This is a genomic window from Luteimonas deserti, assembly GCF_013425765.1.
GTDB lineage: Bacteria > Pseudomonadota > Gammaproteobacteria > Xanthomonadales > Xanthomonadaceae > Luteimonas > Luteimonas deserti.
The window spans coordinates 163,775-187,475 of the sequence record NZ_JACCJZ010000017.1 but is presented as its reverse complement, the minus strand read 5'-3'; the positions used below and the strand labels follow the sequence as shown (position 1 = coordinate 187,475).

17 protein-coding genes are annotated in these 23,701 nt (G+C 69.8%); 1 reads left to right on the top strand and 16 read right to left on the bottom strand.

The features are described 5' to 3' along the window. Window positions 1-171: 171 nt before the first annotated feature. From H0E82_RS10030 to rpoE, 3 genes are all read right to left on the bottom strand, one after another. Entirely contained in the window at window positions 172-1,716 is a 1,545-nt protein-coding gene (locus H0E82_RS10030) for a Do family serine endopeptidase (RefSeq protein ID WP_180545568.1), read from the bottom strand. Between the two features lie 103 nt (window positions 1,717-1,819). Further along, complete coding sequence (locus H0E82_RS10025) at window positions 1,820-2,767, bottom strand: sigma-E factor negative regulatory protein (protein ID WP_180545319.1); 948 nt, start codon at window positions 2,765-2,767, stop codon at window positions 1,820-1,822. Next, on the bottom strand, window positions 2,764-3,390 hold the full coding sequence (gene rpoE / locus H0E82_RS10020; protein WP_180545318.1) for an RNA polymerase sigma factor RpoE: 627 nt from the start codon (window positions 3,388-3,390) through the stop codon (window positions 2,764-2,766). The genes H0E82_RS10025 and rpoE overlap by 4 nt, the downstream gene beginning before the upstream one ends. Before the next feature lie 237 nt (window positions 3,391-3,627). Between rpoE and H0E82_RS10015 the strand changes: the two genes are divergently transcribed. Then, window positions 3,628-5,721, top strand: coding sequence for a 3-hydroxyacyl-CoA dehydrogenase NAD-binding domain-containing protein (locus H0E82_RS10015; protein ID WP_180545317.1), 2,094 nt, complete (start codon window positions 3,628-3,630; stop codon window positions 5,719-5,721). A gap of 250 nt (window positions 5,722-5,971) precedes the next feature. Here the strand turns inward: H0E82_RS10015 and H0E82_RS10010 are convergent, their stop codons facing one another. The 13 genes from H0E82_RS10010 to zipA form a co-directional block, all read right to left on the bottom strand. After that, window positions 5,972-6,331, bottom strand: coding sequence for a PilZ domain-containing protein (locus H0E82_RS10010; RefSeq protein WP_180545316.1), 360 nt, complete (start codon window positions 6,329-6,331; stop codon window positions 5,972-5,974). A gap of 23 nt (window positions 6,332-6,354) precedes the next feature. Then, window positions 6,355-7,290 (bottom strand): DNA polymerase III subunit delta', encoded by a 936-nt coding sequence (locus H0E82_RS10005; RefSeq protein WP_180545315.1) that lies wholly within the window; start codon window positions 7,288-7,290, stop codon window positions 6,355-6,357. Next, a complete protein-coding gene (tmk, locus tag H0E82_RS10000) occupies window positions 7,287-7,925 on the bottom strand; it encodes a dTMP kinase (RefSeq protein WP_180545314.1) in 639 nt (212 codons plus the stop codon). The genes H0E82_RS10005 and tmk overlap by 4 nt, the downstream gene beginning before the upstream one ends. Then, the gene (mltG, locus tag H0E82_RS09995) at window positions 7,922-9,079 is read right to left on the bottom strand and encodes an endolytic transglycosylase MltG (protein WP_180545313.1); all 1,158 of its coding nucleotides are present in this window, start codon (window positions 9,077-9,079) and stop codon (window positions 7,922-7,924) included. Before mltG ends, tmk begins: the two co-directional genes overlap by 4 nt. Before the next feature lie 100 nt (window positions 9,080-9,179). Next, window positions 9,180-10,532 (bottom strand): aminodeoxychorismate synthase component I, encoded by a 1,353-nt coding sequence (locus H0E82_RS09990; protein ID WP_180545312.1) that lies wholly within the window; start codon window positions 10,530-10,532, stop codon window positions 9,180-9,182. Window positions 10,533-10,593: 61 nt separating this feature from the next. Continuing rightward, on the bottom strand, window positions 10,594-11,073 hold the full coding sequence (locus tag H0E82_RS09985) for a hypothetical protein (protein WP_180545311.1): 480 nt from the start codon (window positions 11,071-11,073) through the stop codon (window positions 10,594-10,596). Next, complete coding sequence (locus H0E82_RS09980) at window positions 11,073-12,959, bottom strand: ATP-binding cassette domain-containing protein (protein ID WP_180545310.1); 1,887 nt, start codon at window positions 12,957-12,959, stop codon at window positions 11,073-11,075. Before H0E82_RS09980 ends, H0E82_RS09985 begins: the two co-directional genes overlap by 1 nt. Before the next feature lie 133 nt (window positions 12,960-13,092). Then, the gene (gene gyrA / locus H0E82_RS09975; protein WP_180545309.1) at window positions 13,093-15,801 is read right to left on the bottom strand and encodes a DNA gyrase subunit A; all 2,709 of its coding nucleotides are present in this window, start codon (window positions 15,799-15,801) and stop codon (window positions 13,093-13,095) included. Between the two features lie 720 nt (window positions 15,802-16,521). Then, the gene (gene mtnA / locus H0E82_RS09970; protein ID WP_180545308.1) at window positions 16,522-17,580 is read right to left on the bottom strand and encodes an S-methyl-5-thioribose-1-phosphate isomerase; all 1,059 of its coding nucleotides are present in this window, start codon (window positions 17,578-17,580) and stop codon (window positions 16,522-16,524) included. A 968-nt stretch (window positions 17,581-18,548) separates the two neighbouring features. Further along, window positions 18,549-19,514, bottom strand: coding sequence for an EF-P lysine aminoacylase EpmA (gene epmA, locus H0E82_RS09965; protein WP_180545307.1), 966 nt, complete (start codon window positions 19,512-19,514; stop codon window positions 18,549-18,551). An 8-nt stretch (window positions 19,515-19,522) separates the two neighbouring features. Next, window positions 19,523-22,027, bottom strand: coding sequence for an NAD-dependent DNA ligase LigA (ligA, locus tag H0E82_RS09960; RefSeq protein ID WP_180545306.1), 2,505 nt, complete (start codon window positions 22,025-22,027; stop codon window positions 19,523-19,525). Window positions 22,028-22,394: 367 nt separating this feature from the next. Then, the gene (gene fosX, locus H0E82_RS09955) at window positions 22,395-22,799 is read right to left on the bottom strand and encodes a FosX/FosE/FosI family fosfomycin resistance hydrolase (RefSeq protein WP_180545567.1); all 405 of its coding nucleotides are present in this window, start codon (window positions 22,797-22,799) and stop codon (window positions 22,395-22,397) included. Between the two features lie 16 nt (window positions 22,800-22,815). After that, a complete protein-coding gene (gene zipA, locus H0E82_RS09950) occupies window positions 22,816-23,562 on the bottom strand; it encodes a cell division protein ZipA (protein ID WP_180545305.1) in 747 nt (248 codons plus the stop codon). Window positions 23,563-23,701 lie beyond the last annotated feature (139 nt).

The window sequence follows — 23,701 nt, the reverse complement described above, 5'->3', positions numbered from 1 at the left end:
CGTGGGTCATGGGCGGCGGCCGGGCCGTCGTCGAAAAGATAACGGGCGATTATCGCATAGCGCCCCGCTGCGGCGCGCGCGTCGTCGCAGGCCGTCAACGCAGCGGTCCGCGACGGGACGCCCCGCCGCGGACCCTGGGGCTCCGCGCTGGTGCTCCGGGCGGAGCCGGGATCAGCGCTCGCCGGTGGCCGGGACAGTCACCGCTCGGTACTGGGTGGCGCCGCCGCGGCCGCGCACGAGCAGCATCACCGTGTCGCCCGGCTTGACGTCGCGCAGGGCACGATCGAGCGCCGCCGCGCTGCCGACCGGCGTGCGCCCCACCCGGAGCACGACGTCGCCCGTGGCGATGCCGGCGCTGGCGGCCGCGCCGCGTCCGGCGTTTGCGATCAGCACGCCTTCTCCATCCTCGAGGCCGAACTGGCGCCGCTGCGCGACGTCGAGGTCGCGACCGACGAGACCGAGCGCGTTGGTCGCGGGCGCGGCGGCTCCCGACTGCGGCCGCTCGGCGCGGGCGGGCGTCGACGCGCCCGGCGAATCGAGGGCGGTCAGGGTAACGTCGAAGTCGCGCGTGCGCCCCTCTCGGAACACCTGCAACTTCATCCGCGTGCCCGGGGCCCGGCTGCCCACCAGCGGCGGCAACTCGCTCGAGTTGTTGATCTGCGTGCCGTCCACCGCGCGGATCACATCGCCCGGCTCGATGCCGGCACGCTGCGCGGGGCTTCCGGCCAGCACCTCCTGCACCAGGGCCCCGCGGGTGTCGGGCAGGGAGAAGCCGGCCGCCGCCTCCGCCGTCACGTTCGACACCTGCACGCCGAGCGACCCGCGCTGCACGCTGCCCGTGGTCTTGATCTGTTCGGCGACATTGGAGGCCACATCGATCGGAATCGCGAAGCTCACCCCCATGTAGCCGCCCGAGTTGCTGAAGATCTGCGAGTTGATGCCGATCACCTCGCCCGCGACATTGAGCAGCGGGCCGCCCGAGTTGCCGCGGTTGATCGGCACATCGGTCTGGATGAAGGGCACGTAGCGCTGGTTGGCGTAAGGGTTGGAACGCTGCACGGCGCTGACGATGCCGGCGGTCACCGACTGCTCGAAACCGAACGGCGAGCCGATCGCGACCGCCCACTGGCCTGGCTTGACCGCAGTTGCGTTTCCATAGCGCAGCATCGGCAGCCCGGTGGCATCGATCTTCAGGACCGCAACATCCGACTCGGCGTCACTGCCGACGATCGTGGCGACGAACTCGCGCCGGTCCGACAGGCGCACCTTGACCTCGTCCGCGCCATCGATGACGTGATGGTTGGTGAGCAGGTAACCGTCGGCGGAGATCAGAAAACCGGTGCCCATCGAGACACCGCGCGGGGCCGCGCCCGGGGCACCCGGAGCACCGGGCTGCCCCGGGAACTCGAAACCGGGGCCGAAAAACCGGCGGAAGATCTCCGGAATCTGCGCATCGTCCGGCATCTGCTGGCCGCGTGTCTGGCGCGCGCCCATCGTGGTCTCGATGCTGACCACGGCCGGCCCGACCCGCTCCACCAGACGGGTGAAATCAGGTAGGCCGCTGACCAGCGGCGCCTGCGGAGTGGACGACACCGTGGTCGCACTGTCGGCCTGGGTGGCCTGGCCGGACTGCGCGGTCGCGACAGGCAGTACCAACGCGGTCGTCGCCGCGGACAGGACCGCGACCAGGGACACCGCGAGCAGGGATTTCTTCATCGACGTCATCTGCATCACTCGGAATCGGCAAGAAAAGAACGGGGCGTGGACCACCGCGCGTCGCGGACTGCGCATCCGCCGGCGCAGGCATCGACACGCGGGTTCAGGGTGACTGCGGACGGACAGCCTCTCCGCTCGGCTCGACCGGAAAACTCGGCAGCACGCTGCTGCCGGCCGGCGTCGGGTCGCTCCAGGACGGCGCCGCGAAGCCGTCGCCGTAGCGCACGCTGAAACTGCTGTCCGCGGTCAGCGACGATGCGCGCGGCCACGGCCGGGCCACGCCGTCGACGGCACCCAGTGTCGACGACGCAATCGACGCCGAGACGAGCGATCCGGCCGGAGCGAATGCGCGCCCGGTCCCGCCGGACGACGCGCCGGGCACGGCTGCAAGCTCGACGTCGCGTACCGCACGCTCCTGGGCGCCACGCAGGGCGGCCCGCTGCGATTGGGCGCGTGTCGAGCGCTCGGTGCCGGTGCGCCGCTGCATTGCAGCCGTTGCCACCGCACCGGCCGCCACGACGCCGGCACCGGCATCCGCGTTCGACACCATCAGTGCCGAGGCATCGGCGGTGGCATCGGCAGGCACGGGCAGGGGCGCGGGCGACGCATCGGCGAGAACGCCCGCGGGCGCCTCGCCGGGCGTGTCCTGCAGGCCGCCGGGGCGTCCGACGAACAATGCCACCAGTGCCACAGACGCAGCCAGGGCGGCGCCACCGCCCCAACGCAGCAGCCGTGGGCGTGCGCGCCGCGCCGTCCCGGTCGCCGCCACCGCGGCTGCGCCATCCGCCGCGATGCCCGCCGCGATGCGGTCGGCGAAATCGACCGGCAACAGCGAAACGCGGCGGCCGCGCAGCACGTCACCGCAGACCTGCCAGCGCTCGAAGCACTGGGCGAGTTCGGCGTCGTGCTGCAGGCGGCGACGCAGGAACCGCGCCTGGTCCTGCGGCAGCTCGCCGTCGAGCATCGCCGAAAGCTGCTGGCGGTGGTACCGCTCGAGCTTGTCCGGATCAGGCGCGATCTGCAGGGTGTCGATGTCGTCGGATGGGCTCATCGGGTCACGCGCTCCACAAGTCGTTCGTTGTCCATCAGGGGTCTGAGCTCGCGATCGATCGCGTCGCGTGCGCGGAAGATCCGCGAACGCACGGTGCCGATCGGGCAGCCCATACGCTCGGCGATCTCCTCGTAGCTGAGGCCGTCGACCTCGCGCAGGTTGATCGCCACCCGCAGTTCCTCGGGCAGGGCTTCGACCGCACGGACCACCGTTTGTTCCAGTTGCTGCCGCATCAGTTCGCGCTCGGGGGTGTCGCTGTCGCGCAACCGCATGCCGCCTTCGAACTGTTCGGCGTCGTCGATGTCGACGTCGTCGGTCGGTGGCCGGCGGTTGTGCGCGACGAGGTGGTTCTTGGCGGTGTTCACCGCGATCCTGTGCAGCCAGGTATAGAACTGCGCGTCGCCGCGAAAGCTGCCGATCGCCCGGTAGGCGCGGATGAACGTCTCCTGGGCGACGTCCTGGACCTCGCTCCAGTCGGCGACGTAACGACCGATCAGCGCCGCGATCCTGTGCTGGTGCTTGCGCACGAGCAGGTCGAATGCCGCGGTGTCGCCGCGCTGCACACGTCTGACCAGTTCCTCGTCCAGATCCAAGCGCTCCTGGCTGTCGCGTTCCTCGGCCATCGAGCCGGGTCTCCTTGATCGGGCCCGGCCTGGCACGGGCATTGGGACAGGCGATCGCGCGAAAAGTTCCGTCACGACGGGTGTGGCATGGTCCGCCGCTCCGCCGGTATTCCTTGGGGCGCGGCCCGCGCCTCGCAAGTCGCGGCATGCGGCCGGCCGTTTCAAGCGCCGATTTGACGCCGCCGAAGCATCCTCGGGATCATAGGCGGATTCCCATACCCTAACGGATGGTGCCGTATGTACGCAGGCCTCGACGGGCTCCGCTTCAGCCACTGGCATGCCCAGCCGCGCGAGGACGGTGTGCTCATGCTGTCGCTCGACCGCGCCGGCGAGTCGGTCAACACCTTCGCCCAGGACGTGCTCATCGAGCTCGACGCCCTGCTCGAGCGGCTGGCGCTCGATCCGCCGAAGGCCCTGGTCATCCGTTCTGCGAAGGCCAAGGGCTTCATCGCGGGCGCCGATATCCGCGAGTTCCAGGCGTTCGACGCGAAGGGCACCATCGGCGATTCGATCCGGCGCGGGCAGATGGCGTTCCAGCGCCTCGCCGAACTCCCCTGCCCGACCGTAGCCGCGATCCACGGCTTCTGCATGGGCGGCGGCACCGAGATCGCGCTGGCCTGCGACTATCGCGTCGCCAGCAGCGATGCCTCGACGAAAATCGGGCTGCCCGAGGTCAAGCTCGGCATCTATCCGGGCTGGGGGGGCAGCGTGCGCCTCCCCCGTCTCGTGGGCGCGCCGGCTGCGTTCGACATGATGCTGACGGGTCGGGCGCTGCCGGCGAAGGCTGCGCGCGGCATCGGCCTGGTCGACAAGGTGGTGGAGCCGACACTGCTGGTAGATGCGGCCGTGGCGCTGGCCCTGAAGGGCACGGTGCGCCCGCTCAAGCAGCGTGCCCTGGGCTGGGCCACCAATACCTGGCCGGTCCGTCAGGCACTCGCGCCGATGCTGGTCAAGCAGGTCGCGCGCAAGGCGAAGAAGGCCCATTACCCGGCGCCCTACGCGATGGTCGAGACCTGGCGGCGGAGCTCGGGCGACACCCGCGCACTGCTGGCCGCGGAACGCAAGTCCGTGGTCAAGCTGGCCGGCACGTCGACCGCGCGCAATCTCACGCGGGTGTTCTTCCTGATGGAACGTCTGAAGGGCCTGGGCGGAAAATCCACCGCGGACCATCCGCCGGTGCGCCGGGTGCATGTGGTCGGTGCCGGCGTCATGGGCGGCGACATCGCGGCGTGGTCGGCCTACAAGGGTCTCGAGGTGACCCTGCAGGACCGCGAGCAGACCTTCGTCGACAAGGCCCAGGCACGTGCTGCGACGCTGTTCGAGAAGAAGGTGCGCGACCCGGCCAAGCGGCCGGACGTGGCCTCGCGGTTGCGCTCGGATCTCGCCGGCGACGGCATCGCGGAAGCCGATCTGGTGATCGAGGCCATCATCGAGAACGCGGAGGCCAAGCGCGCGCTCTATGTCGAGCTTGAACGGCGCCTCGGTCCCCATGCGCTGCTCACCAGCAACACCTCGTCTATCCCGCTCGACGAACTCGCCGCCCATGTGCAGCGGCCGGCGCAGTTCGCGGGCCTGCACTATTTCAATCCCGTCGCCTCGATGCCTCTGGTGGAGATCGTGCATCACGACGGCGTCGACGAGACCACCGTGCAGCGCCTGGCGGCGTTCTGCAAGGCGATCGACAAGTTGCCTGTGCCGGTTGCCGGCACCCCCGGATTCCTGGTCAACCGCCTGTTGTTCCCGTACATGCTCGAGGCCGCCACTGCCTATGCGGAAGGCATTCCCGGCGCGGTGATCGATCGCGCCGCGGTGAACTTCGGCATGCCGATGGGGCCGATCGAGCTGATCGACACCGTGGGCCTGGACATCGCCTCCGGCGTCGGACGCGAACTGGCGCCGTTTCTCGGGCTGCAGATCCCGGCGTCGCTCGCCACGCCGCCGGAGGCCGGCAAGCGCGGCAAGAAGGATGGCCAGGGCCTGTATGCCTGGGAGAACGGCAAGGCCAAAAAGCCCGAGGTGCCGAAGGACTACCGCGCGCCGGAGGATCTCGAGGACCGTCTGGTGTTGCCCCTGCTCAACGAGGCCGTCGCCGCCCTCCACGACGGCGTGGTGGCCGATGCGGATCTGCTCGACGCCGGAGTGATCTTCGGCACCGGCTTCGCGCCCTTCCGCGGCGGCCCGGTGCAATACATCCGCGACACCGGCGTCGAGGTGCTGCTCGAGCGCCTGCGTGCGCTTCAGGCGCGTCACGGCGAGCGTTTCGCGCCGCGTCCCGGCTGGGATGCACCCGCGCTGCGAGCGGACGTGACCGCAGCGCCCACTGCAGGCTGAGGCATCCGGCGCGTGACCCCGCTGCGTCGCGTGCCGGCCAGGCGCGTCGATGCGGGCGGGCCGGGGCCGCGTTCCCACCGTGGCCGCACGTCGCGCATGCGCCGCGCTCTGTGATGGCGCGCCGCGCGCACCGCCGGCGCCCGGGCGATCGTTGCCCGGCACCGTGCGGAGTCGTCTCGAACCGTCCGCCTCGAGATTCGCCCGGGGGACGCCGCACGTGGCGGTCACCGCCGCGGCGCCGCCGCCTCACTCACATCGTGTGGGTCGGCTTCTCGGACGTCAGCGTGCCGGCCAGCAGGGTCTCGATGCGTCCCTTCACCGCCTCGCCCTCGGGCGTGTCGGCGAACTGCACCCCGACACCCGCCGTGCGGTTGCCCTGGGCCCCGGCCGGCGTGACCCAGACCACCTTGCCCGCGGTGGGCAGCCGGTCGCTGGATTCGGGGAGCGTGAGCAGCAGGAAGACCTCGTCGCCGAGGAAATAGCGCTTGGGCGTCGGCACGAAGATGCCGCCCTGTTTGAGATAGGACATGTACGCGTTGTACAGCGCCGTCTTGTCCTTGACGGCCAGGGACAGGATGCCCTGGCGCGCGCCAGCTCCGGTTGCACTCATCGCTCGATTCCCAGCATGTGAAGTCAGTGGCGCGCGGCACTGGCACGCCAGGCCAGCAGCAGTTCGACGATCGCAAGGTCGGACCTGACGGTCGTTCTCAGCAGATCGCGCGTGCGATTGGCCGCATCGAACCACTCGGCCAGCTTCGCGATTCCCACAGGGTCGGTCAAGCCGGCGGCGCGTGCGCGCACCAGATCCGCGGCGTGGCGCAGACGCAATGCGGCATGGTCGTCGCCGGCCCAGCGCTGCGCGGTGGCCACGACGGCGAGTTCGTTGCGGGCGATTCCAGCGAGATCCTTCTCGACCTCCCGGCGCAGCTGCATGCCGCCCGATTCGAGCCAGTCGGCGGCCAGGCCCGGATGTCCGTGCGCGGCGTCCAGTGCCTCGGCCGCATCGCGTTCCCGATGACCCTGCCGCGTCAGCCACGCCAAGGCCTCGTCGCGCGGCGGCAGACGGAACTCGATGCGCTGGCAGCGGCTGCGGATCGTCGCCGGCAGCCGGGCGGGACTCGCGGCGACCAGCCACAGGTGCCGGCCCGGTTGGGGCTCTTCCAGTGTCTTGAGCAGTGCATTGCAGGCGGCATTGTTCACCGCGTCGGCCGGATCGACGATCGCGACCTGCGCGCGCCCGTACTGCGGCGTCAGCGACAGCTTCTGCGACAGCTCGCGGATCTGTTCGATGACGATCTCGCTGCGCAGCTTGCTGCCGTCCCGGGTCGGCCCGAACGAGACCAGATGGAAATCGGGATGGGTCCCGGCCGCCAGCAGCTGCGAGGACCGCGCGTCGCCCGCGGCGCCCAGAATGTGCGCGGCCAGCGCTTCGGCGACCGTGCGCTTGCCGAGCCGCGCGGGACCGCAGAACAGCAGCGCGTGACCGAGGCGCTGCGCCTCGAGGGTCTCGCGCGTGCGGTCCAGCATGCGCTGCTGCCAGGGCGCGAACGCCGGGGCGCCCGCGCTCATGCCGGCGTCCGCAGCGTCGAGACGGCCCGTACCGCATCCGCGGCGACCTCGGCCGGTGGTCGTGCGGCGTCGATGACGCGGATGCGCGCCGGATGCTCGGAGGCGCGCTGCAGGAACGCGGCACGGACACGCTCGAAGAACGCGTCCTGTTCGGCCTCGATCCGGTCGGGCGCGGCACCGCGTCCGCGCGCGCGCGCCCGGCCCTCGTCCACGCCCACATCGAGCAGCAGGGTCAGGACGGGCTCGATACCGACGAAGCCATCGTCGAGTGCGGCGATGCGTTGCGGATCGATCCCCCGACCGCCGCCCTGGTAGGCATAGCTGGAATCGGTGAAGCGATCGCTGATCACCCAGGCACCGCGGCTCAGGGCCGGCAATACCGTCTCGTGGACGTGCTGCGCGCGGGCCGCGAACATCAGCAGCAGCTCGGTCTCGGCGCTGGCCGGCTCGTGCGAGGGATCGAGCAGCAGGCCACGGATCAGCTCGGCCAGCGGTGTGCCCCCCGGCTCCCGCGTGCACACGACCTCGTCGCCGTCGAGCGCGAGCGCGTCGCGCACCGCGCGCAGCACCGTGGTCTTGCCCGCGCCCTCGCCGCCCTCGATCGAGACGAACCTCGGATACGTGCGCAGGGTCACTCGTCGCCGCTCCCGGTGGCGGCCTCGATCTCCACCTCGTTCGGCGGCGCGGTGTCGTCGCCCGCCGCGGCCGCGGCGTCCGCACCACGCGCTGCACTGCCGCCGCCGAACCGTGCGCGGTAGCGGCGCACGTATTCGCGCACGGCGACATTGTGTTCGGCATAGGTGCGCGAGAACACGTGTCGCCCGCTGCCGTCGCCGACGGCCACGAAGTACAGCGCGTCGCCATCGGCCGGGTGGGTGGCCGCCTCGATCGCGGCCGCGCCGGCCATCGCGATGGGCGTCGGCGGCAGGCCGTCGCGGGTGTAGGTGTTGTAGGGGGTATCGGTCTGCAGGTCGCTGCGGCGGATGTTGCCGTCGTAGGCGGTGCCCATGCCGTAGATCACGGTGGGGTCGGTCTGCAGGCGCATGCCGAGCTGGAGCCGCCGATTGAACACGCCGGAAATCTGCGGCCGCTCGGCGGCCACGCCGGTTTCCTTCTCGATAATGGACGCCAGGACCAGGGCCTGTTCGCGATCCTCCAGCGCAAGCCCGGCCGCGCGCGATGCCCAGGCGCGGTCGAGCGCGGTCTCCAGCGCGGTGTTCGCGCGGCGCAGCAGATCGATGTCGCGGTCGCCCCGCGTGTACAGATACGTCTCGGGCAGAAAGCGGCCCTCCGGATGCACGCCCTCACGGTCGAGCGCCGCCATCAGCGCAGCGTCGTCCATGTCCGCGATCGTCTGCACCAGCGGCTCGGCGCGCGCGAGCGCCGCGCGCAGCTCGCGGATGTTCCAGCCTTCGACGATCGTGAAGCGATGGCTGATCACCTTCCCGTCGCGCATCCGCACCAGCAGCTCACGCGGGGTCACCGAGGGATCGAGCGGATACTCGCCGACCTGGATGCGTGCATCCGCGCCGAGCTGCCGCGCCAGTGCGCGCCATTCGAGCGCATGTCCCTCGACGATGCCGGCCTCGCGCAAGCGGCCGAGCACGCGCTGGAACGAGTCGCCGCGCTCGACGACGAAGGTCTGTCCGGCCTCCAGACCGGTCAGCGGCTCGTCGGCGAAACCGGTATAGCGCTCGAACAGCAGGTATGCGGCGCCGGCCAGAGCCAGGGCGGCCAGCAGCAGGACCAGGCCGATCGCACGGCCACGGCGTTTCAGGGGTTCGGTCATGGGCGGCAGCAGCCGTCGGGATCGGAACAGGGTCCGCAGGATACCGTGGCGGCCCGGGAGCGTCGCGAACGGCAGGCGCCGCGTGCGTCATCACCGCGCCTCACCCGGAAAGGCCCAGCGCGCGCAGCGTGCCGCGGGCCTTGGCCCGGGTTTCGTCCAGTTCGCGCTGCGGATCGGAGTCGGCCACGATGCCCGCGCCGGTCCGGAAGCGCACCTCGCGGCCCTCGATCTCGGCACTGCGGATCAGGATATTGAGATCGAGGTCGCCGTCGCGGTTGAGCCAGCCCATCGCGCCGGTGTAGGCGCCACGGCCCTGCCCTTCCAGCTCGGCGATGATCTGCATGCACCGCACCTTCGGGCAGCCGGTGATCGTGCCGCCGGGAAACACCGCGGCGACGATCTCGCCGGGGGTGGCATCGGCGCGCAGCCGGCCCCGGACATTGCTGACGATGTGATGCACGTGCGCGTAGCTCTCCACACCCATCAGTTCGTCTACCTCCACCGACCCCGGCAAGCAGACCCGCCCGAGATCGTTGCGCTCCAGGTCCACCAGCATCACGTGTTCGGCGCGCTCCTTGGGATGGCCGACCAGCTCGCCGATGCGCACCGCGTCGTCGTCGCCGTCGAATCGCGCGCGCGTGCCGGCGATGGGCCGGGTTTCGACGACATCGCCACACACCGCGACCAGTCGCTCGGGCGACGCGCTGGCCACCGCCCAGCCATCGCCGGCGAAGAGGCCGGCAAACGGCGCCGGATTGTGCTGGCGCAGGCGCGCGTAGAGGGCGGCGGGATCGAGCGGCGCCTCGAAGCGGGCACGCCATCCCCGCGACAGGTTGGCTTGGAACACGTCGCCGGCGGCCAGGTACTCGAGAACGCGATGCGTCCCGTCCAGGAAGCGCAGGTCGGCATCCTCGTCGAGGCGCGAAGGCGCAGCCCATGCAGGGAGGGCGCCGCGCCCGCCTGCGGCGACATCGGCGAGCAGCGCATCGAGCAGCGCGGCATGGGCCTCTTCCGCCACGGCCACGCATTCGCCGCTGCCGTGGTCGCGCAGGATCGCCGCAGGACACCGGCGCGCCACCGCCACCGGCAGGCCGCCGGGCGCATCGGGCAACGCCAGCACCGGCTCCACCTGACGCGCCAGCTCGTAGCCGAGAAACAGCGCCCAGCCCCCGCGGAACGGCCAGCGCGACGCGCAGCGCTCGACGCGGACGGCCTGCCACGCGGCATCCAGCGCGTCGAGGAATCCACCGTCCACCGCCCCGCCCTGCGCATCACGGGTCACCCCGTCCGCGCCCAGCGTCAACCGCGCACCGTCGGCTGCCAGCAGGAGATCCCACCGCGCGTGCGCGGGGCCGTGCGCCACAGACTCGAGCAGCATGGGATAGCGCTGCGGCGCCGCGCGATGCAACGCCAGCAGGTCGAGATCGGCAGGCAGTGGCCGTGTGATCAGCATGTCGCAGCGGCGCCCGCGCCACGACGCGCGCGGTGCGCGGCCAGGGTCGGCAGGCCGGCGCTCACGGCCAGCGGCACCGGGCGTCCGCGTCGCTCAGCGCGTCGAGGTCCTCGACGAAGCCGACCCGGCGGCCGTCGGTCGCGATGTACTCCAGACCGTAGGTGCGCGCACCCTGGGTCTCCAGGACGTAGCGGCCACCGGGCACGGCGTCCACGATCTCGAGCCAGGTGCTGCGGAAGGTCGACGGGCGACCGGGATACGTCTCGATCTCGTCGCTGGCGAGCAGGACCAGGGGGATCGCGCCGCTGCCGCGTGCGTAACGTGCATAGCCGCCGTGGAACGCGGAGTCACGGAGCCAGGTCAGCTCGAGCCGGATCGGGGCCGTCGCCGGGCCGCCGACGTAACACCGTCGCTGGACGTCGACCCCGTCGACCGCACCCGCGAGGCCCGGCAGCAGCGCGCACGCCAGCCCGAGCGCAGCCCGGACGGCGCGTCCCGGTTGCCGGCCCGCATGCCGGCGCGGAAAGACGCCGCCCGCCATCAGGCGTCGAGCTCGGTCCAGCGCAGGTAGGCGGCATTCAATGCCTCCTGCGCCTTCTGCAGCGCGGCGCCGTGGGCGGTGATGGCCGCCGCGTCGCGCTGGTAGAACGCCGCGTCGTTCATTTCGGCGGTCATCTCCGCGACGCGGGTTTCCAGCGATTCGATCAGGGCCGGCAACTGGTCCAGTTCGCGCTGGTCCTTGTAGCTGAGCTTGCGTCTGGGCGCGGTCGGCTCGGCGACCGGCGCGGGGATCGCAGGTGCCACGGGTGCGGGGGAAGGCGCGGCCGCCGCGGTCGTGCCCGCCACGCCCGGCGCGGGCCGCTGGCGCAACCAGTCCTGGTAACCACCGATGTACTCGCCGACGTGGCCATCGCCCTCCATCACCAGGGTCGAGGTCACGACGTTGTCGAGAAAGTCCCGGTCGTGGCTGACCAGCAGCAGCGTGCCGGGGTAGTCGGCCAGCAGCTCTTCCAGCAGTTCCAGCGTCTCCACATCCAGATCGTTGGTGGGTTCGTCCATCACCAGCAGATTCGACGGCTGGGCGAACAGTTTGGCGAGCAGCAGGCGGTTCCGCTCGCCGCCCGAGAGCCGGGTGATCGGCGCGCGCGCGCGCTCGGGCGTGAACAGGAAATCCTGCAGATAGCCGATCACGTGCTTGCGCGCGCCGTTGATCTCGACGAAATCCTGGCCTTCGGCCACGTTCTCCAGCGCATTCCAGTCCTCGCGCAGGGTGGCGCGGTACTGGTCGAAGTAGGCGATCTGCAGCTGGGTGCCACTGCGTACCTCGCCGCGCTGGGGCGCGAGTTCGCCGAGCAGCAGTTTGAGCAGCGTGGTCTTGCCGGTGCCGTTGGCGCCGATCAGGCCGATGCGGTCGCCGCGGAAGATCGTGGTGGAGAAGTTGTCGATCAGCCTCCGCTCGCCGAAGCCGAACGAGACGTCCTTCAATTCGACCACCTTCTTGCCCGACGCGTTCGCCTGCGCGGCGGCCATGCGGACGTTCCCGGTCAGGTCACGGCGGGCCGCACGTTCCAGCCGCATCGCCTCGAGCCTGCGCACCCGCCCTTCGTCGCGCGTCCGACGGGCCTTGATGCCCTGGCGGATCCAGGCTTCCTCCTGGGCCAGCATCTTGTCGAACCGCGCCTGCTCCTGGGCCTCGGCATTCAGCCGCTCCTCGCGGCGGCGCACGTAGTTGGCCCAGTCGCCGGGCCAGCTGGTGAGCTGGCCGCGGTCGATCTCGACGATCCGCGTCGCCAGCGCACGCAGGAAGCGCCGGTCGTGGGTGACGAACACGATCGCGCCGGCCCACTGCTTGAGGAAGCCCTCGAGCCAGTCGATCGCGGCGATGTCGAGATGGTTGGTGGGCTCGTCCAGCAGCAGGATGTCCGGCGCCGAGACCACCGCGCGTGCCAGCAGCACGCGGCGCTTCATGCCGCCCGACAGCGACGAGAACACCGCGTCGCCGTCGAGCTGGAGGCGCTCGAGCACCTCGGTCACGCGCTGCTCGATGCGCCAGCCGTCCAGCGCTTCCACCCGGGCCTGCACATCGGCCAGCGCGTCGTAGTCGCCGGCCTGCAGCAGGTGGTGATATTCGGCCAACGCCGCGCCGGCCTCGCCCAGCCCTTCGGCCACGACGTCGAACACGCTGCCGCCCGCGCCCGCCGGCACCTCCTGCTCCAGGCGCGCGATGCGTACGCCCTGCTCGAAGCGGATCTCGCCATCGTCGGGCTTGAGCTCTCCGGCGATCAGACGCATCAGCGTGGACTTGCCGGCCCCGTTCCGGCCGATCAGGGCGACGCGCTCGCCGCGCTCGATCGTCATCGCGACCGACTGCAGCAGCAGCGGGCCACCGACGCCGTAATCGACGTCATTGAGGGTTATCAGAGGCATGGTTCGATTCTACCGGCTCGCCGAAGACACGGCGGCGTCAGGAAGGCGCACGCCTGCGGCGCGGGGCCGCAGGCGTACACGAGGCAACGGGCGGCACCAGCCGCGCGGACCGGACGCCGGCCGGCCGCGCGGATCAGGCCTCGGGAGCGGGCGCGTCCGGCGACGCCACCGCGTCGGGCGGCGGCAGCATCGGATCGTCGATCACCTCGTCGACGATGGCGCCGTCGACACGTTCGATCCCCTGCAGGCGCTCGTCCTTGGACAGGCGCATCAGAGTCACACCCTGGGTATTGCGGCCGACCCGCGCGATCTCGGATGCGCGCGTGCGCACGAGGGTGCCGCCGTTGGAGATCAGCAACACCTCGTCGTGGTTGCGCAGCAGCACCGCACCGACCAGGCGACCGTTGCGCTCGGTGGTCTGGATGCCGATCACGCCCTGGGTACCGCGGCCCTTGCACGGATAATCCGACAGCGGCGTACGCTTGCCGTAGCCGTTCTCGGTGGCGGTGAGGATGTAGGCGATGTCGGCGCCTGCGCCGGTCTCGATCACCGGCGTCTCGTCGCCCGCCTCGATCACCTCGCCGGCCACGTCGTCGACCGCATCGTCCTCGAGCACCGTGCCGGCGCTGTCGGCCACGATCAGGCTCACCACCTGCTCCCCGGACGCGAGGCGGATGCCACGGACGCCGCCCGCGGTACGACCCATCGAACGCACCCGGTCCTCGGCGAAGCGCACGGTCTTGCCGTTCGATGCGAACAGCAGCACGTCGCGCGCACCGTCGGTCAGGGCCACGCCGACCAGCGCGTCGCCGGCATCCAGACGGATCGCGATCTTGCCGCGTGCAAGGCGGTAGGCGAATTCGGTGAGCGGGGTCTTCTTGACCGTGCCCGACCGCGTGGCGAAGAACACGTAGCGGCCCTCTTCGTACTCGCGTACCGGCACGACGGCCTGGACCTTCTCGTCGGCCTCGAGCGGGATCCAGTTGATGATCGGCCGACCGCGCGCGTTCGGGCCGGCATCGGGCAGCTGGTGCACCGGCAGCCAGAACACCCGGCCCGCGCTGGTGAAGGTCAACAACGTATCGTGGGTGTTGACCAGCCACAGCTGCTCGATGAAATCCTCGTCCTTCGTCGACGCCGCATTGCGACCGCGGCCGCCGCGCTTCTGCGCCCGGTAGGCGCTGACCGGCTGGCGCTTGGCATAACCGGAATGCGACAGCGTCACGACCACGTCTTCCGGCGCGATCAGGTCGAGGATGTCCAGATCCTCCTCGCTGGCGCGGATCTCGCTGCGGCGCGCGTCGCCGAACTCCTCCTTGACGTTGCGCAGCTCGGTGCGGATCACCTCCAGCAGCACGTCCGGATCCTCGAGGATCTCGATCAGGCCGCGGATCGTGTCCAGCAGCTGCTTGTATTCCTCGGTGAGGCGGTCCTGCTCCAGCCCGGTCAGGCGGTGCAGGCGCATCTCGAGGATCTGCTGCGCCTGGACCTCGGTGAGCTGGTAGCCGCCCTCGCCCAGGCCCACGCCCGGGGGCAGATCCTCGGGCCGCGAGGCTTCCGACCCGGCGGCGCCGAGCAGCGCGCCGACCAGACCCGCATCCCAGCGCCGGGCGAGCATGCGCTCCTTGGCGACCTGCGGGTTTTCGGACGTCTTGATCAGCTCGATCATCTCGTCGATGTTGGCGAGCGCGACCGTCAGGCCTTCGAGGATGTGCGCACGCGCACGCGCCTTGCGCAGTTCGAAGATCGTCCGCCGGGTCACCACCTCGCGGCGGTGGCGGACGAAGGCTTCGAGGATCTGCTTGAGGTTCAGCAACTGCGGCCGGCCATCGACCAGGGCCACCATGTTGATGCCGAACACCGACTCCATCTGCGTCTGCGAGTAGAGGTTGTTGAGCACCACCTCGGCCGACTCACCGCGCTTGATCTCGATGAAGATGCGCATGCCGTCCTTGTCGGACTCGTCGCGCAGCTCGCTGATGCCCTCGAGCTTCTTCTCCTTCACCAGCTCGGCGATCTTCTCGATCAACCGCGCTTTGTTCACCTGGTAGGGGATCTCGGTGACGATGATCGACTCGCGGCCGTTGTCGGCCACTTCGACATCGGCGCGCGCGCGCATGCGCACCCGGCCACGCCCCGTGCGATACGCGATATGGATGCCCCCGACACCGTTGATGATGCCGGCGGTCGGGAAATCGGGACCCGGGATGTAGTCCATCAGGCCATCGATGTCGATGTCGGGGTTGTCGATCAGCGCGACCAGCGCATCGACCACCTCGCCCAGGTTGTGCGGTGGGATGTTGGTCGCCATGCCGACCGCGATACCGGCCGAACCGTTGACCAGAAGGTTCGGAAAGCGCGTCGGCATCACCGACGGTTCGAGTTCCTTCTCGTCGTAGTTGGGCTGGAAATCGACCGTTTCCTTGTCGATGTCGGCCATCAGCTCGTGGGTGAGCCGCGACATGCGCGCCTCGGTGTAACGCATCGCCGCAGCGCTGTCGCCGTCGACCGAGCCGAAGTTGCCCTGTCCATCCACCAGCAGGTAGCGCAGCGAGAACGGCTGGGCCATGCGGACCAGCGTGTCGTAGACCGACTGGTCGCCGTGCGGGTGGTACTTGCCGATGACGTCACCGACGATACGCGCCGACTTGAAGTACGGCTTGTTGCTGTGCGCACCGAGCTCGTGCATCGCGAACAACACGCGGCGGTGGACGGGCTTGAGGCCGTCGCGGACATCGGGGAGCGCGCGGCCCACGATCACGCTCATGGCGTAATCGAGGTAGCTCCGGCGCATCTCGTCCTCGAGATTGACGGGGATGATTTCTTTCGCGGAATCGACCATCGAGTGAGCTTGCATCCTGTCTGCGCGGCCCGGTTTTCCCGCGCCGGCGACATCCGCCAGCGCTGCGCGTACCGGCCACCGGCGACGCGATCAAAACGACAGGAAATCTTAGCACAAACGCCCAGTCAGGCCCAGGGTTTCCAATTGAAAAACAAGCACTTGCACTTTCCGGCTGGGTGCGTTTGCGATGATCGGCACAATGTTCGGGCTCCGCGGAAGGCCGTTGGCTTCCAGAGCGGCCTGGAGATGGGTGGCACGCGATGCATCCCGCGCGCGCAACCCCGACCGTCCGCGTCTCCGGGGCATGCGTCTTCGCGGCACGCCGATCGAACCGGGTTTCGATTCCGCGACAGCCCGATGTGCGTCAGCCGCCTGCGGTCACACCGGCGGCGGACGCGGCCGGCATCGACGCAGCTGTTTGGCCTCGAACCGACGCGAATCCTCGAATCTGCGCAGCCGAAGAAAGGGGGCACCGCTCGGGTCGCTCGCACTGCAGCCCGTTCGCGTTCCATGCGGTATGAGCGCCGGTGCCAGCCCGGTGCGCGGTGCGCGGCGCGCCGCACGGACGCGGCCCCTGCGATGTCACGTCGCGTGCGGCCGCCGACGCATCGAATCCCGGCGCGGCACGCACGGCGGACGCGCTCCGAGCGGTCCACGCCGGCCGTGGCCACAGCACCCCGCGGCCAGGTCCGGTCGTGACGTGCTCCAGCGGGAGGGCGCTCAACCCAACACGGCGCGCATCGACTCCGCAGTGGGCTCAAGGACCACCCCGCGCTCGGTGACGATCGCATCGATCAGGCTGCCGGGCGTGACGTCGAAGACCGGATTCCAGGCCTGGATCCCGTCCGCGACGGTGCGGTGGCCGCCCACGCCGAACAGCTCGCCCGGATCACGCTGCTCGATCTCGATGAAATCGCCGGACGCGGTGTCCATGTCCACGGTCGACGACGGCGCCACGACCATGACCTTGACGCCGTGGTGGCGTGCGGCGATCGCGAGCTGGTAGGTGCCGATCTTGTTGGCGGTATCGCCATTGGCGCAAATCCGGTCGGCGCCGACGACAACCCAGTGCACCAGGCCACCCTTCATCAGATGCGAGGCCGCCGAGTCCGCGATCAGTGTCGCGTCGATCCCGTCCTGCTGCAGCTCCCACACCGTCAGGCGCGCGCCCTGCAGCCACGGTCGGGTTTCGCCGGCAAACACCTTGCCGATGCGCCCCTGCGCCATGCCGGCGCGGATCACCCCGAGCGCGGTGCCGAAACCGGCCGTCGCCAGCGAGCCGGTATTGCAATGGGTCAGCACGCCGCTGCCCGGCGCGATCAGTTCGGCGCCGAGCGCACCCATGTGCCGGTTCGCGGCCAGGTCCTCTTCCGCGATCGCCTGCGCCTCGCGCGCCAGCACCTCGCGCCAGTCGGGACCCGATGTCGCCAGCACGCGCCGCATGCGCGCGAGCGCCCAGGCGAGATTCACCGCCGTCGGCCGCGCGGCATTGAGCCGCTGCAATGCGGGTTCGAGCTTCATCAGCGCCGCCTCGCCATCATCAGCCTCGATGTCGCGCGCGCCGAGCACGGCGCCCCAGGCTGCGGCGATGCCGATCGCCGGCGCGCCGCGCACGGTCAAGGCGTGGATCGCCTGCGCGACCTCGTCGCTGGTGGTGCAGGACACGTGCTCGACGACGAACGGCAACTTGCGCTGGTCCAGCAGTTCGAGCGTGTCGCCGGTCCACAGGATCGGGCGGATGTGGTCGTAGCGGTCGAAGTCGAAGGGGGATGTGGTCATGGGCGCATTGTAGATCGGGGATGTTGGATTGCTGTTGTTGGGATTGGTGTGGCCTCCTGCACCTAACGCCGCTGGGCGCGCGCTCGTCGAAGAGGCTTACGGCCAGCTTGCAGAATCCGTCATTCCCGCGGCTTTCAACAGACGTACGTCTGGTCAGGCGAGAATCCATCTTGATCTTGTTCTGGTCTCAGATTCGGCTCCAGCTCCAGCTCCCGTTTTCGCTTTGGCTTTGGCTTTGGCTTCCAGCTCTTGATCTGAATCGAGCCGTAGAGCGAGCCGAGCACCGGAGCCTGGCGTGGCCGAAGAGCAGCCCATGTTTGAGCGCAGCGAGTTTGGGCTGCGTGCCACGTCAGGCGAGGAGCACAGGGGACCGATGCGGCTTCATCGCATCGGCTCGCGTCCGGCGAAGGGACCTTTTGGTTCCTTTTGGGTCCCTCCAAAAGGGACTCGCACGCGCAGCGGGCGAAAGCCTTGCACTTGCTCAAGCCTCTTTGCTTGTCGCTTTGCGACTCTGATCTTCCTTACAAAAAACAATGGATCAAACGCGGGAGCGAAGATCAAAGACAGGGCTCCCGCGCTGTCGCGCGGCTTACTTTTGTCTTGGCAAAAGTAAGCAAAACCGTCTTCGCCGGACGCGATCCGCCGCGATACAGCCGCGGCGGTCCCCTGCGCTTCTCGGGCGACGGGGCACATTGGGACCTTCACGGTTCCGCAGCCCAAACTCGCTGCGCTCCAACATGGGCTGCTCTTCGACCCCGCCGCCCTGCGATGCTCGGCTCGCTCTACGGCTCGATTCAAGTCAAAAACTGAAAGCCAGAGCGAAAGCCAGGGCCAGTGCCGAAGCCGAAGCGGAAACCGAAAAGCAAGATCAGTATCGAGCGGATGCCCCACGCAGCAGGCGTGCGTCTGTTGAATCCCCGGGATGACGACACTCGATTCCCCGACGCTAGACGCAGTCCCGCGCGCGCCTAAGCCCGCGCAAAATCGAACGCGATCACATCGGCGATGCGCCCCGTGCCGAGCATCGCCATCATCAGGCGATCGACCCCCAACGCCACACCCGCGCAATCCGGGAATCCGGAATCCAGGGCCGCCAGCAAGGCCTCGTCGATCGCCGGCAACCCATCATCGCGCGACGCACGCACCGCATGATCCCGCTCGAAACGCGCGCGTTGCTCCGCGCCGTCCGCGAGCTCGTGATACCCGTTGGCGAGTTCCAGCGCCCCGAGATACAGCTCGAAACGCTCGGCCACTTGTACGCCGTCGCGCTCGGCGATGCGCGCGAGCATGCATTGCGAGGCCGGGTAATCGTGGACGACGAGGATCCGGTCGGCGGGATTCGCCGGCTGGATGCGATGCGTCATCAGCAGGTCCAGCCAGTCGTCCCGGGTCAGACCTTCCGCGTCGATCTGCACGTCGCCGAGCGCCGCCTGCAGTTCGGCATCGGCGGCCGTCATCGGATCGAGACCCAGCGCGTCGAGATACAGGGTGCGATACGTCGTCTGCACCACGTCGGCACGCCGGTCCACCAGCGCGAGTGCACCCTGCACCAGCGCGACGGTTTCGTCGGCGAGCTGGAACTGGTCCCAGCCGACGCGGTACCACTCGAGCATCGTGAACTCGGGATTGTGACGGCCGCCGGATTCGCCGTCGCGGAACACACGCCCGAGTTCGTAGCAGTCGCGGAAGCCGGCGGCGAGCAGGCGCTTGAGCGGGAACTCGGGCGAGGTGCGCAGCCAACGCGTGCGCGGCCCGGCGGAGACGTGGCCGCTGAACCCGGTTTCGAAGCTGGCGACGTTCGGGTCGGTGTTGCCGGCGCGCGACAGCATCGGTGTCTCGACTTCAGGCACGCCGCGTGCTGCGAAGAAGCCGCGCAGCGCGGTATTGAGGCGCGCGCGCAGGCGCAGGGTGTCGAAACTCGCGGAGGGCAGCATCGAAGAACTCACGCCTGCGACGCGAGGAATGCGAGCAATGCCGCCTCGTCCCAGATCTCGATACCGAGTTCCTGCGCCTTCGTCAGCTTCGAGCCCGCGGCTTCACCGGCGACGACCAGCGACGTCTTCTTCGACACGCTGCCGGCGATCTTCGCGCCCAGCGCTTCGAGTCGTTCGCCCGCCTCGTCACGGGTCATCGCCTCCAGGCTGCCGGTCAGCACGACCGTCTTGCCGTCGAGCGGACCGGTCGCCTTCACGACGTTCGCGGGTGCCGCATCGAGCAGGCGGCGCATCGCAGCGTCGTTCGCGCGCAGTGCGGCCAGCGCGTCCGCATCGGCGAGAAAGGCCGAGAGATTGTCCGCGCCTGCGCTCGACAGGCCGGCGCCGGTCCAGCCGCTCGCATTCGCCCGCAGCAGTGCATCGAGCGTGCCGTAGGTCTCCGCCAGCCGCTCGGCGCTCTTGCCACCAAACTTGTCGACCGGCAGCGTCGACAGCAGGTGGGCGAGCCCGAGACGCTCGCGCAGCGCGGCCGACGGCGCGCTCTCGTCGGTGAAGGTGATGCCCGCTGCCAGCAACGCGTCGACGACCTCGACGTTGCCAGGCTGTTCGAAGAACGTCGCGATCGAACGCGCGACTTCGCCGCCGATGTCCGGCAGCGCCTGCAGCAGCACGGCCGGCGTCGTGCGCACGAAGTCGAGCGTGCCCAGCCACTGTGCGAGCGACTTGGCCGTGGTCTCACCCAGATGCGGAATGCCGAGCGCGAACAGGAACCGCGGCAGCGTGGTGCTGCGGCTCGCGGCAATACCGGTGACGAGATTCTCGGCCCATTTCGTCGCGAGCTTGCCGCCGGTCTCGACCTTCAGATGCGCACGCAGGAATGCAGCGTCCTTCCATACCGGCGACTCCTGTGCCAGCACCCGTTCGCCCTCCGCATCGAGCGCGAGGGCACCCTTGCTGTCGGCGATCGCCTGCGCGAAATCCGCCGCCGTCGCGGCATCGAGCGCGGTCTTCATGCGCACCAGGTCCTCGACCGTCAGCGCGAACAGATCGGCGGGCGAATGCACGAAACCGAACTCGACCAGCGCCTCGGCCTGCTTGTCGCCGAGGCCCTCGATGTCCATCGCGCGCCGCGACGCGAAGTGCCGCACGGCTTCCTTGCGCTGCGCCGGGCACGTGAGGCCACCGGTGCAGCGCCAGGCCGACGCGCCCTCCTCGCGCACCAGCTCCGAACCGCAGACCGGACACGTGGCCGGCATCGTCCATTCGACGGTGCCCGCAGGGCGCCTGTCCTCGATCACGCGCACGATCTCCGGAATCACGTCGCCCGCGCGGCGCACGATCACCGTGTCGCCTTCGCGCACGTCGAGGCGGCGGATCTGGTCCTCGTTGTGCAGCGTGGCGTTGGTGACCGTGACGCCCGCGACCTGCACCGGCTCCAGCCGCGCGACCGGCGTGATTGCCCCGGTGCGGCCGACCTGCACCTCGATCGCGCGCAATACCGTCGACTGCTCCTGCGCCGGGAACTTGTGCGCCAGTGCCCAGCGCGGCGCGCGCGAGACGAAGCCCATCGTCGCCTGCTGATCGAAGTCGTCGAGCTTGTAGACCACGCCGTCGATGTCGTAAGGCAGCGTGTCGCGGGCCGCGCCGATGCGCCGGAAATAGGCGATCAGGCCCTCGAAGCCGGTCGCGGTATCGGCTTCGGGCGCGACGGGAAACCCGAACTCGCGCAGCATTGCCAGGGTCTCGGAATGCGTTTCCGGCAGTTCGAGCCCGCGGACCTCGCCGATCGAATACGCGAAGAACGCGAGCGGCCGGCGGCGCGTCATCGCGGGGTCGAGCTGGCGCAGCGAACCGGCCGCGCCGTTGCGCGGATTGGCCAGCAGCTTCTCGTTGTTCTCGAGCGCTTTCGCGTTCCAGGCCTCGAAGGCCTTGCGCGGCATGTAGATCTCGCCGCGCACCTCCAGCACCGCTGGCGGCGGCGTGCTGGTGTCGCGCAGCTTCAACGGCACCGCGCGCACCTGGCGCAGGTTCGCGGTGACGTTCTCACCGGTCGCGCCGTCGCCGCGGGTGGCGCCCTGCACGAACACGCCGTCCTCGTAGCGCAGGCTGATCGCCAGGCCGTCGAGCTTGGGCTCGACCGAGAACACCGGCGCGTCGATATCGAGCTTTTGCTCGATGCGGCGTTCGAAATCGGCGACCTCGGCATAGCGCGTGCGGTCGTCCGCATCGTCGGCGACGCCGGCGCTCTCGAAGGCGTTGGCCAGCGACAGCATCGGAATCGCGTGGGTGACTTCGGGGAAGCCGCCGGCCGGCCGCGTGCCGACGGTGCGGGTCGGCGAATCGTCGCTGGCGAGCTCGGGATGCGCTGTTTCCAGCGCCTCGAGTTCGCGCAGCAGTGCATCGTAGTCCGCGTCCGGGATCGACGGATCGTCGAGCACGTAATAGCGGTGATTGGCGTCTTCGATCAGCGCACGCAACTCGGCGACGCGCTCGGCGGGAGATGGAGTCGGCATGGGGGAATTGTAGGCCGGGCTGCCGTTGCAGGAGCGCGCCGGGGCGTGGCGGACGCGGTGTCCGCCGAGCTGTACGCAGCTCCCGCAAGAGCACGCTGGCGCGCAATGGGACGTTTGCCTCGAGCGCCCGATCGCGCGCGAAGGCGCTCCTACACGGCGGGTCGCGGACACGCGCCTGCCGGTCGCGGTGCAGGGGACGATCCCCGATGCCCGCCTTTTCCCTCGCCTGCGCGGCCGGGATGCGGCATGGCAGAGGAATCTGCCGCCTTGCACAATCTCTGTAACAGCGCGCTCGCGCGCGATGGGGCATCACCTGGAGCCGATCGCGCGCGAGCGCGCGCCTGCAAGCGGGCGTACGGATGCGCGCCTACGGGGTCGAGGCGTAGGCGGCGAGCCGCGATGCCAGCGTGCCGGTGTGCAGTTCGAACAGGTGGTTGTCGAAATCGTGGAAGTACAGCGACTGGCCCTCGCCTTCGATCCGCGGCCTCGGCGGGCGGATGTCGACACCGAGGCTCTCGAGCCGCCTGCGGTAGCCGGGCAGATCGCCGGCGGCCACCTGGAACGCGACATGGCGGTAACTGCGCTCGGCGGGCGGCTCGCCCTCCATCGTCGCGATCCACACGCCGCCGAGCTCGAAGAACTTCTCGCGTGACAGCGAGTACGGCCGGTCACCGCTGTCGTAGACCTCGCGGGCGCCGAGCCCTTCGACGAGCAGGCGCGCGGTGCGCTCGAGATCGCGCACCAGGAACGTCAGGTGGCTGATGCCGAGGATCGCCACCGGCCGGGACTCACCAGCGCGGGCTGCGCGTCACCGGTGGCACGTCGTGCTCGCGGTCCCAGCTGCGCAGTTCGTCGCGCAGCCCCGCGACCCGCTGGCGGCCGAGCGCGTTGCGCTGTTCGTCCAGCAGCACGCCGTTGAGCAGTTCGGCCATACGCTCGGCGGTCGGCAGCATCGCGTCCCAGGCATCGAGCGCCCGCACCGGTGCGGGCAGGGTCAGGAAGAACGCGATCGCCGGGGTTTCGAGCGACTGGATCTCGGCCATCTCGAAGCTGCCGGGGCTGCGGATGTTGGCCACGCTGAAGATCGGCCCCCGCTCGGGATGGCCGTCGACGAGGCGGTGGAACACGTTCATATGGCCGTAGGTCAGCCCGGTCTTCTCGGCGGCGACCACGATATCCGGGCCGCGCAGAACATTGCCGGCGCGCGCGGCGATGTACAGGGTGACGATCTTGTCGAAGTCGTCCGAGTTGCGCTTGCCGAGCTCACTGTTGGGCGACACGGAGCCGACGGTCTGGTCGAGCAGATCCATCTCCGCCTGCACGGTGTCCCCCTCGCCCGCCTCGCGCGGCACGCCGGCCTCGCCGAGGTCGCGCTCGAGCTGGGCGCCGAGCGTGGGTTCCACGCGCGCATCGTCGTCGCTGACCACGCGCCGCCCCTGCCCGCCGCGCGGACGCGTGCCGAAATACCAGATCGCGGCCATCAGCAGCGCGCCGGCGACGATGATTCCGATCCGCAGCATCCACTCGTCAGACATTCGCGGGGTTCTCCTCAGGGCCTGTCAGTTGGTTCATGAGCCATCCGGGCAGCGGACGGCAGCGTCGCAGGCACAGGACACGCCACCCTGCCGCCGGGGGCGTCGACCGATGCCGCTCGCATGGCGCGCGACATCATGA

Bases quoted from the DNA above. Each gene is read 5' to 3' on its own strand.
- H0E82_RS09985 (WP_180545311.1), bottom strand. From the start codon at position 11,073: ATGGCGGGCGGCGTCTTTCCGCGCCGGCATGCGGGCCGGCAACCGGGA.
- gyrA (WP_180545309.1), bottom strand. From the start codon at position 15,801: ATGGTCGATTCCGCGAAAGAAATCATCCCCGTCAATCTCGAGGACGAG.
- rpoE (WP_180545318.1), bottom strand. From the start codon at position 3,390: ATGGCCGAGGAACGCGACAGCCAGGAGCGCTTGGATCTGGACGAGGAA.
- zipA (WP_180545305.1), bottom strand. From the start codon at position 23,562: ATGTCTGACGAGTGGATGCTGCGGATCGGAATCATCGTCGCCGGCGCG.
- H0E82_RS10015 (WP_180545317.1), top strand. From the start codon at position 3,628: ATGTACGCAGGCCTCGACGGGCTCCGCTTCAGCCACTGGCATGCCCAG.
- mltG (WP_180545313.1), bottom strand. From the start codon at position 9,079: ATGACCGAACCCCTGAAACGCCGTGGCCGTGCGATCGGCCTGGTCCTG.
- epmA (WP_180545307.1), bottom strand. From the start codon at position 19,514: ATGCTGCCCTCCGCGAGTTTCGACACCCTGCGCCTGCGCGCGCGCCTC.
- H0E82_RS10030 (WP_180545568.1), bottom strand. From the start codon at position 1,716: ATGAAGAAATCCCTGCTCGCGGTGTCCCTGGTCGCGGTCCTGTCCGCG.
- H0E82_RS09990 (WP_180545312.1), bottom strand. From the start codon at position 10,532: ATGCTGATCACACGGCCACTGCCTGCCGATCTCGACCTGCTGGCGTTG.
- H0E82_RS10025 (WP_180545319.1), bottom strand. From the start codon at position 2,767: ATGAGCCCATCCGACGACATCGACACCCTGCAGATCGCGCCTGATCCG.
- H0E82_RS10010 (WP_180545316.1), bottom strand. From the start codon at position 6,331: ATGAGTGCAACCGGAGCTGGCGCGCGCCAGGGCATCCTGTCCCTGGCC.
- mtnA (WP_180545308.1), bottom strand. From the start codon at position 17,580: ATGACCACATCCCCCTTCGACTTCGACCGCTACGACCACATCCGCCCG.
- H0E82_RS10005 (WP_180545315.1), bottom strand. From the start codon at position 7,290: ATGAGCGCGGGCGCCCCGGCGTTCGCGCCCTGGCAGCAGCGCATGCTG.
- ligA (WP_180545306.1), bottom strand. From the start codon at position 22,027: ATGCCGACTCCATCTCCCGCCGAGCGCGTCGCCGAGTTGCGTGCGCTG.
- H0E82_RS09980 (WP_180545310.1), bottom strand. From the start codon at position 12,959: ATGCCTCTGATAACCCTCAATGACGTCGATTACGGCGTCGGTGGCCCG.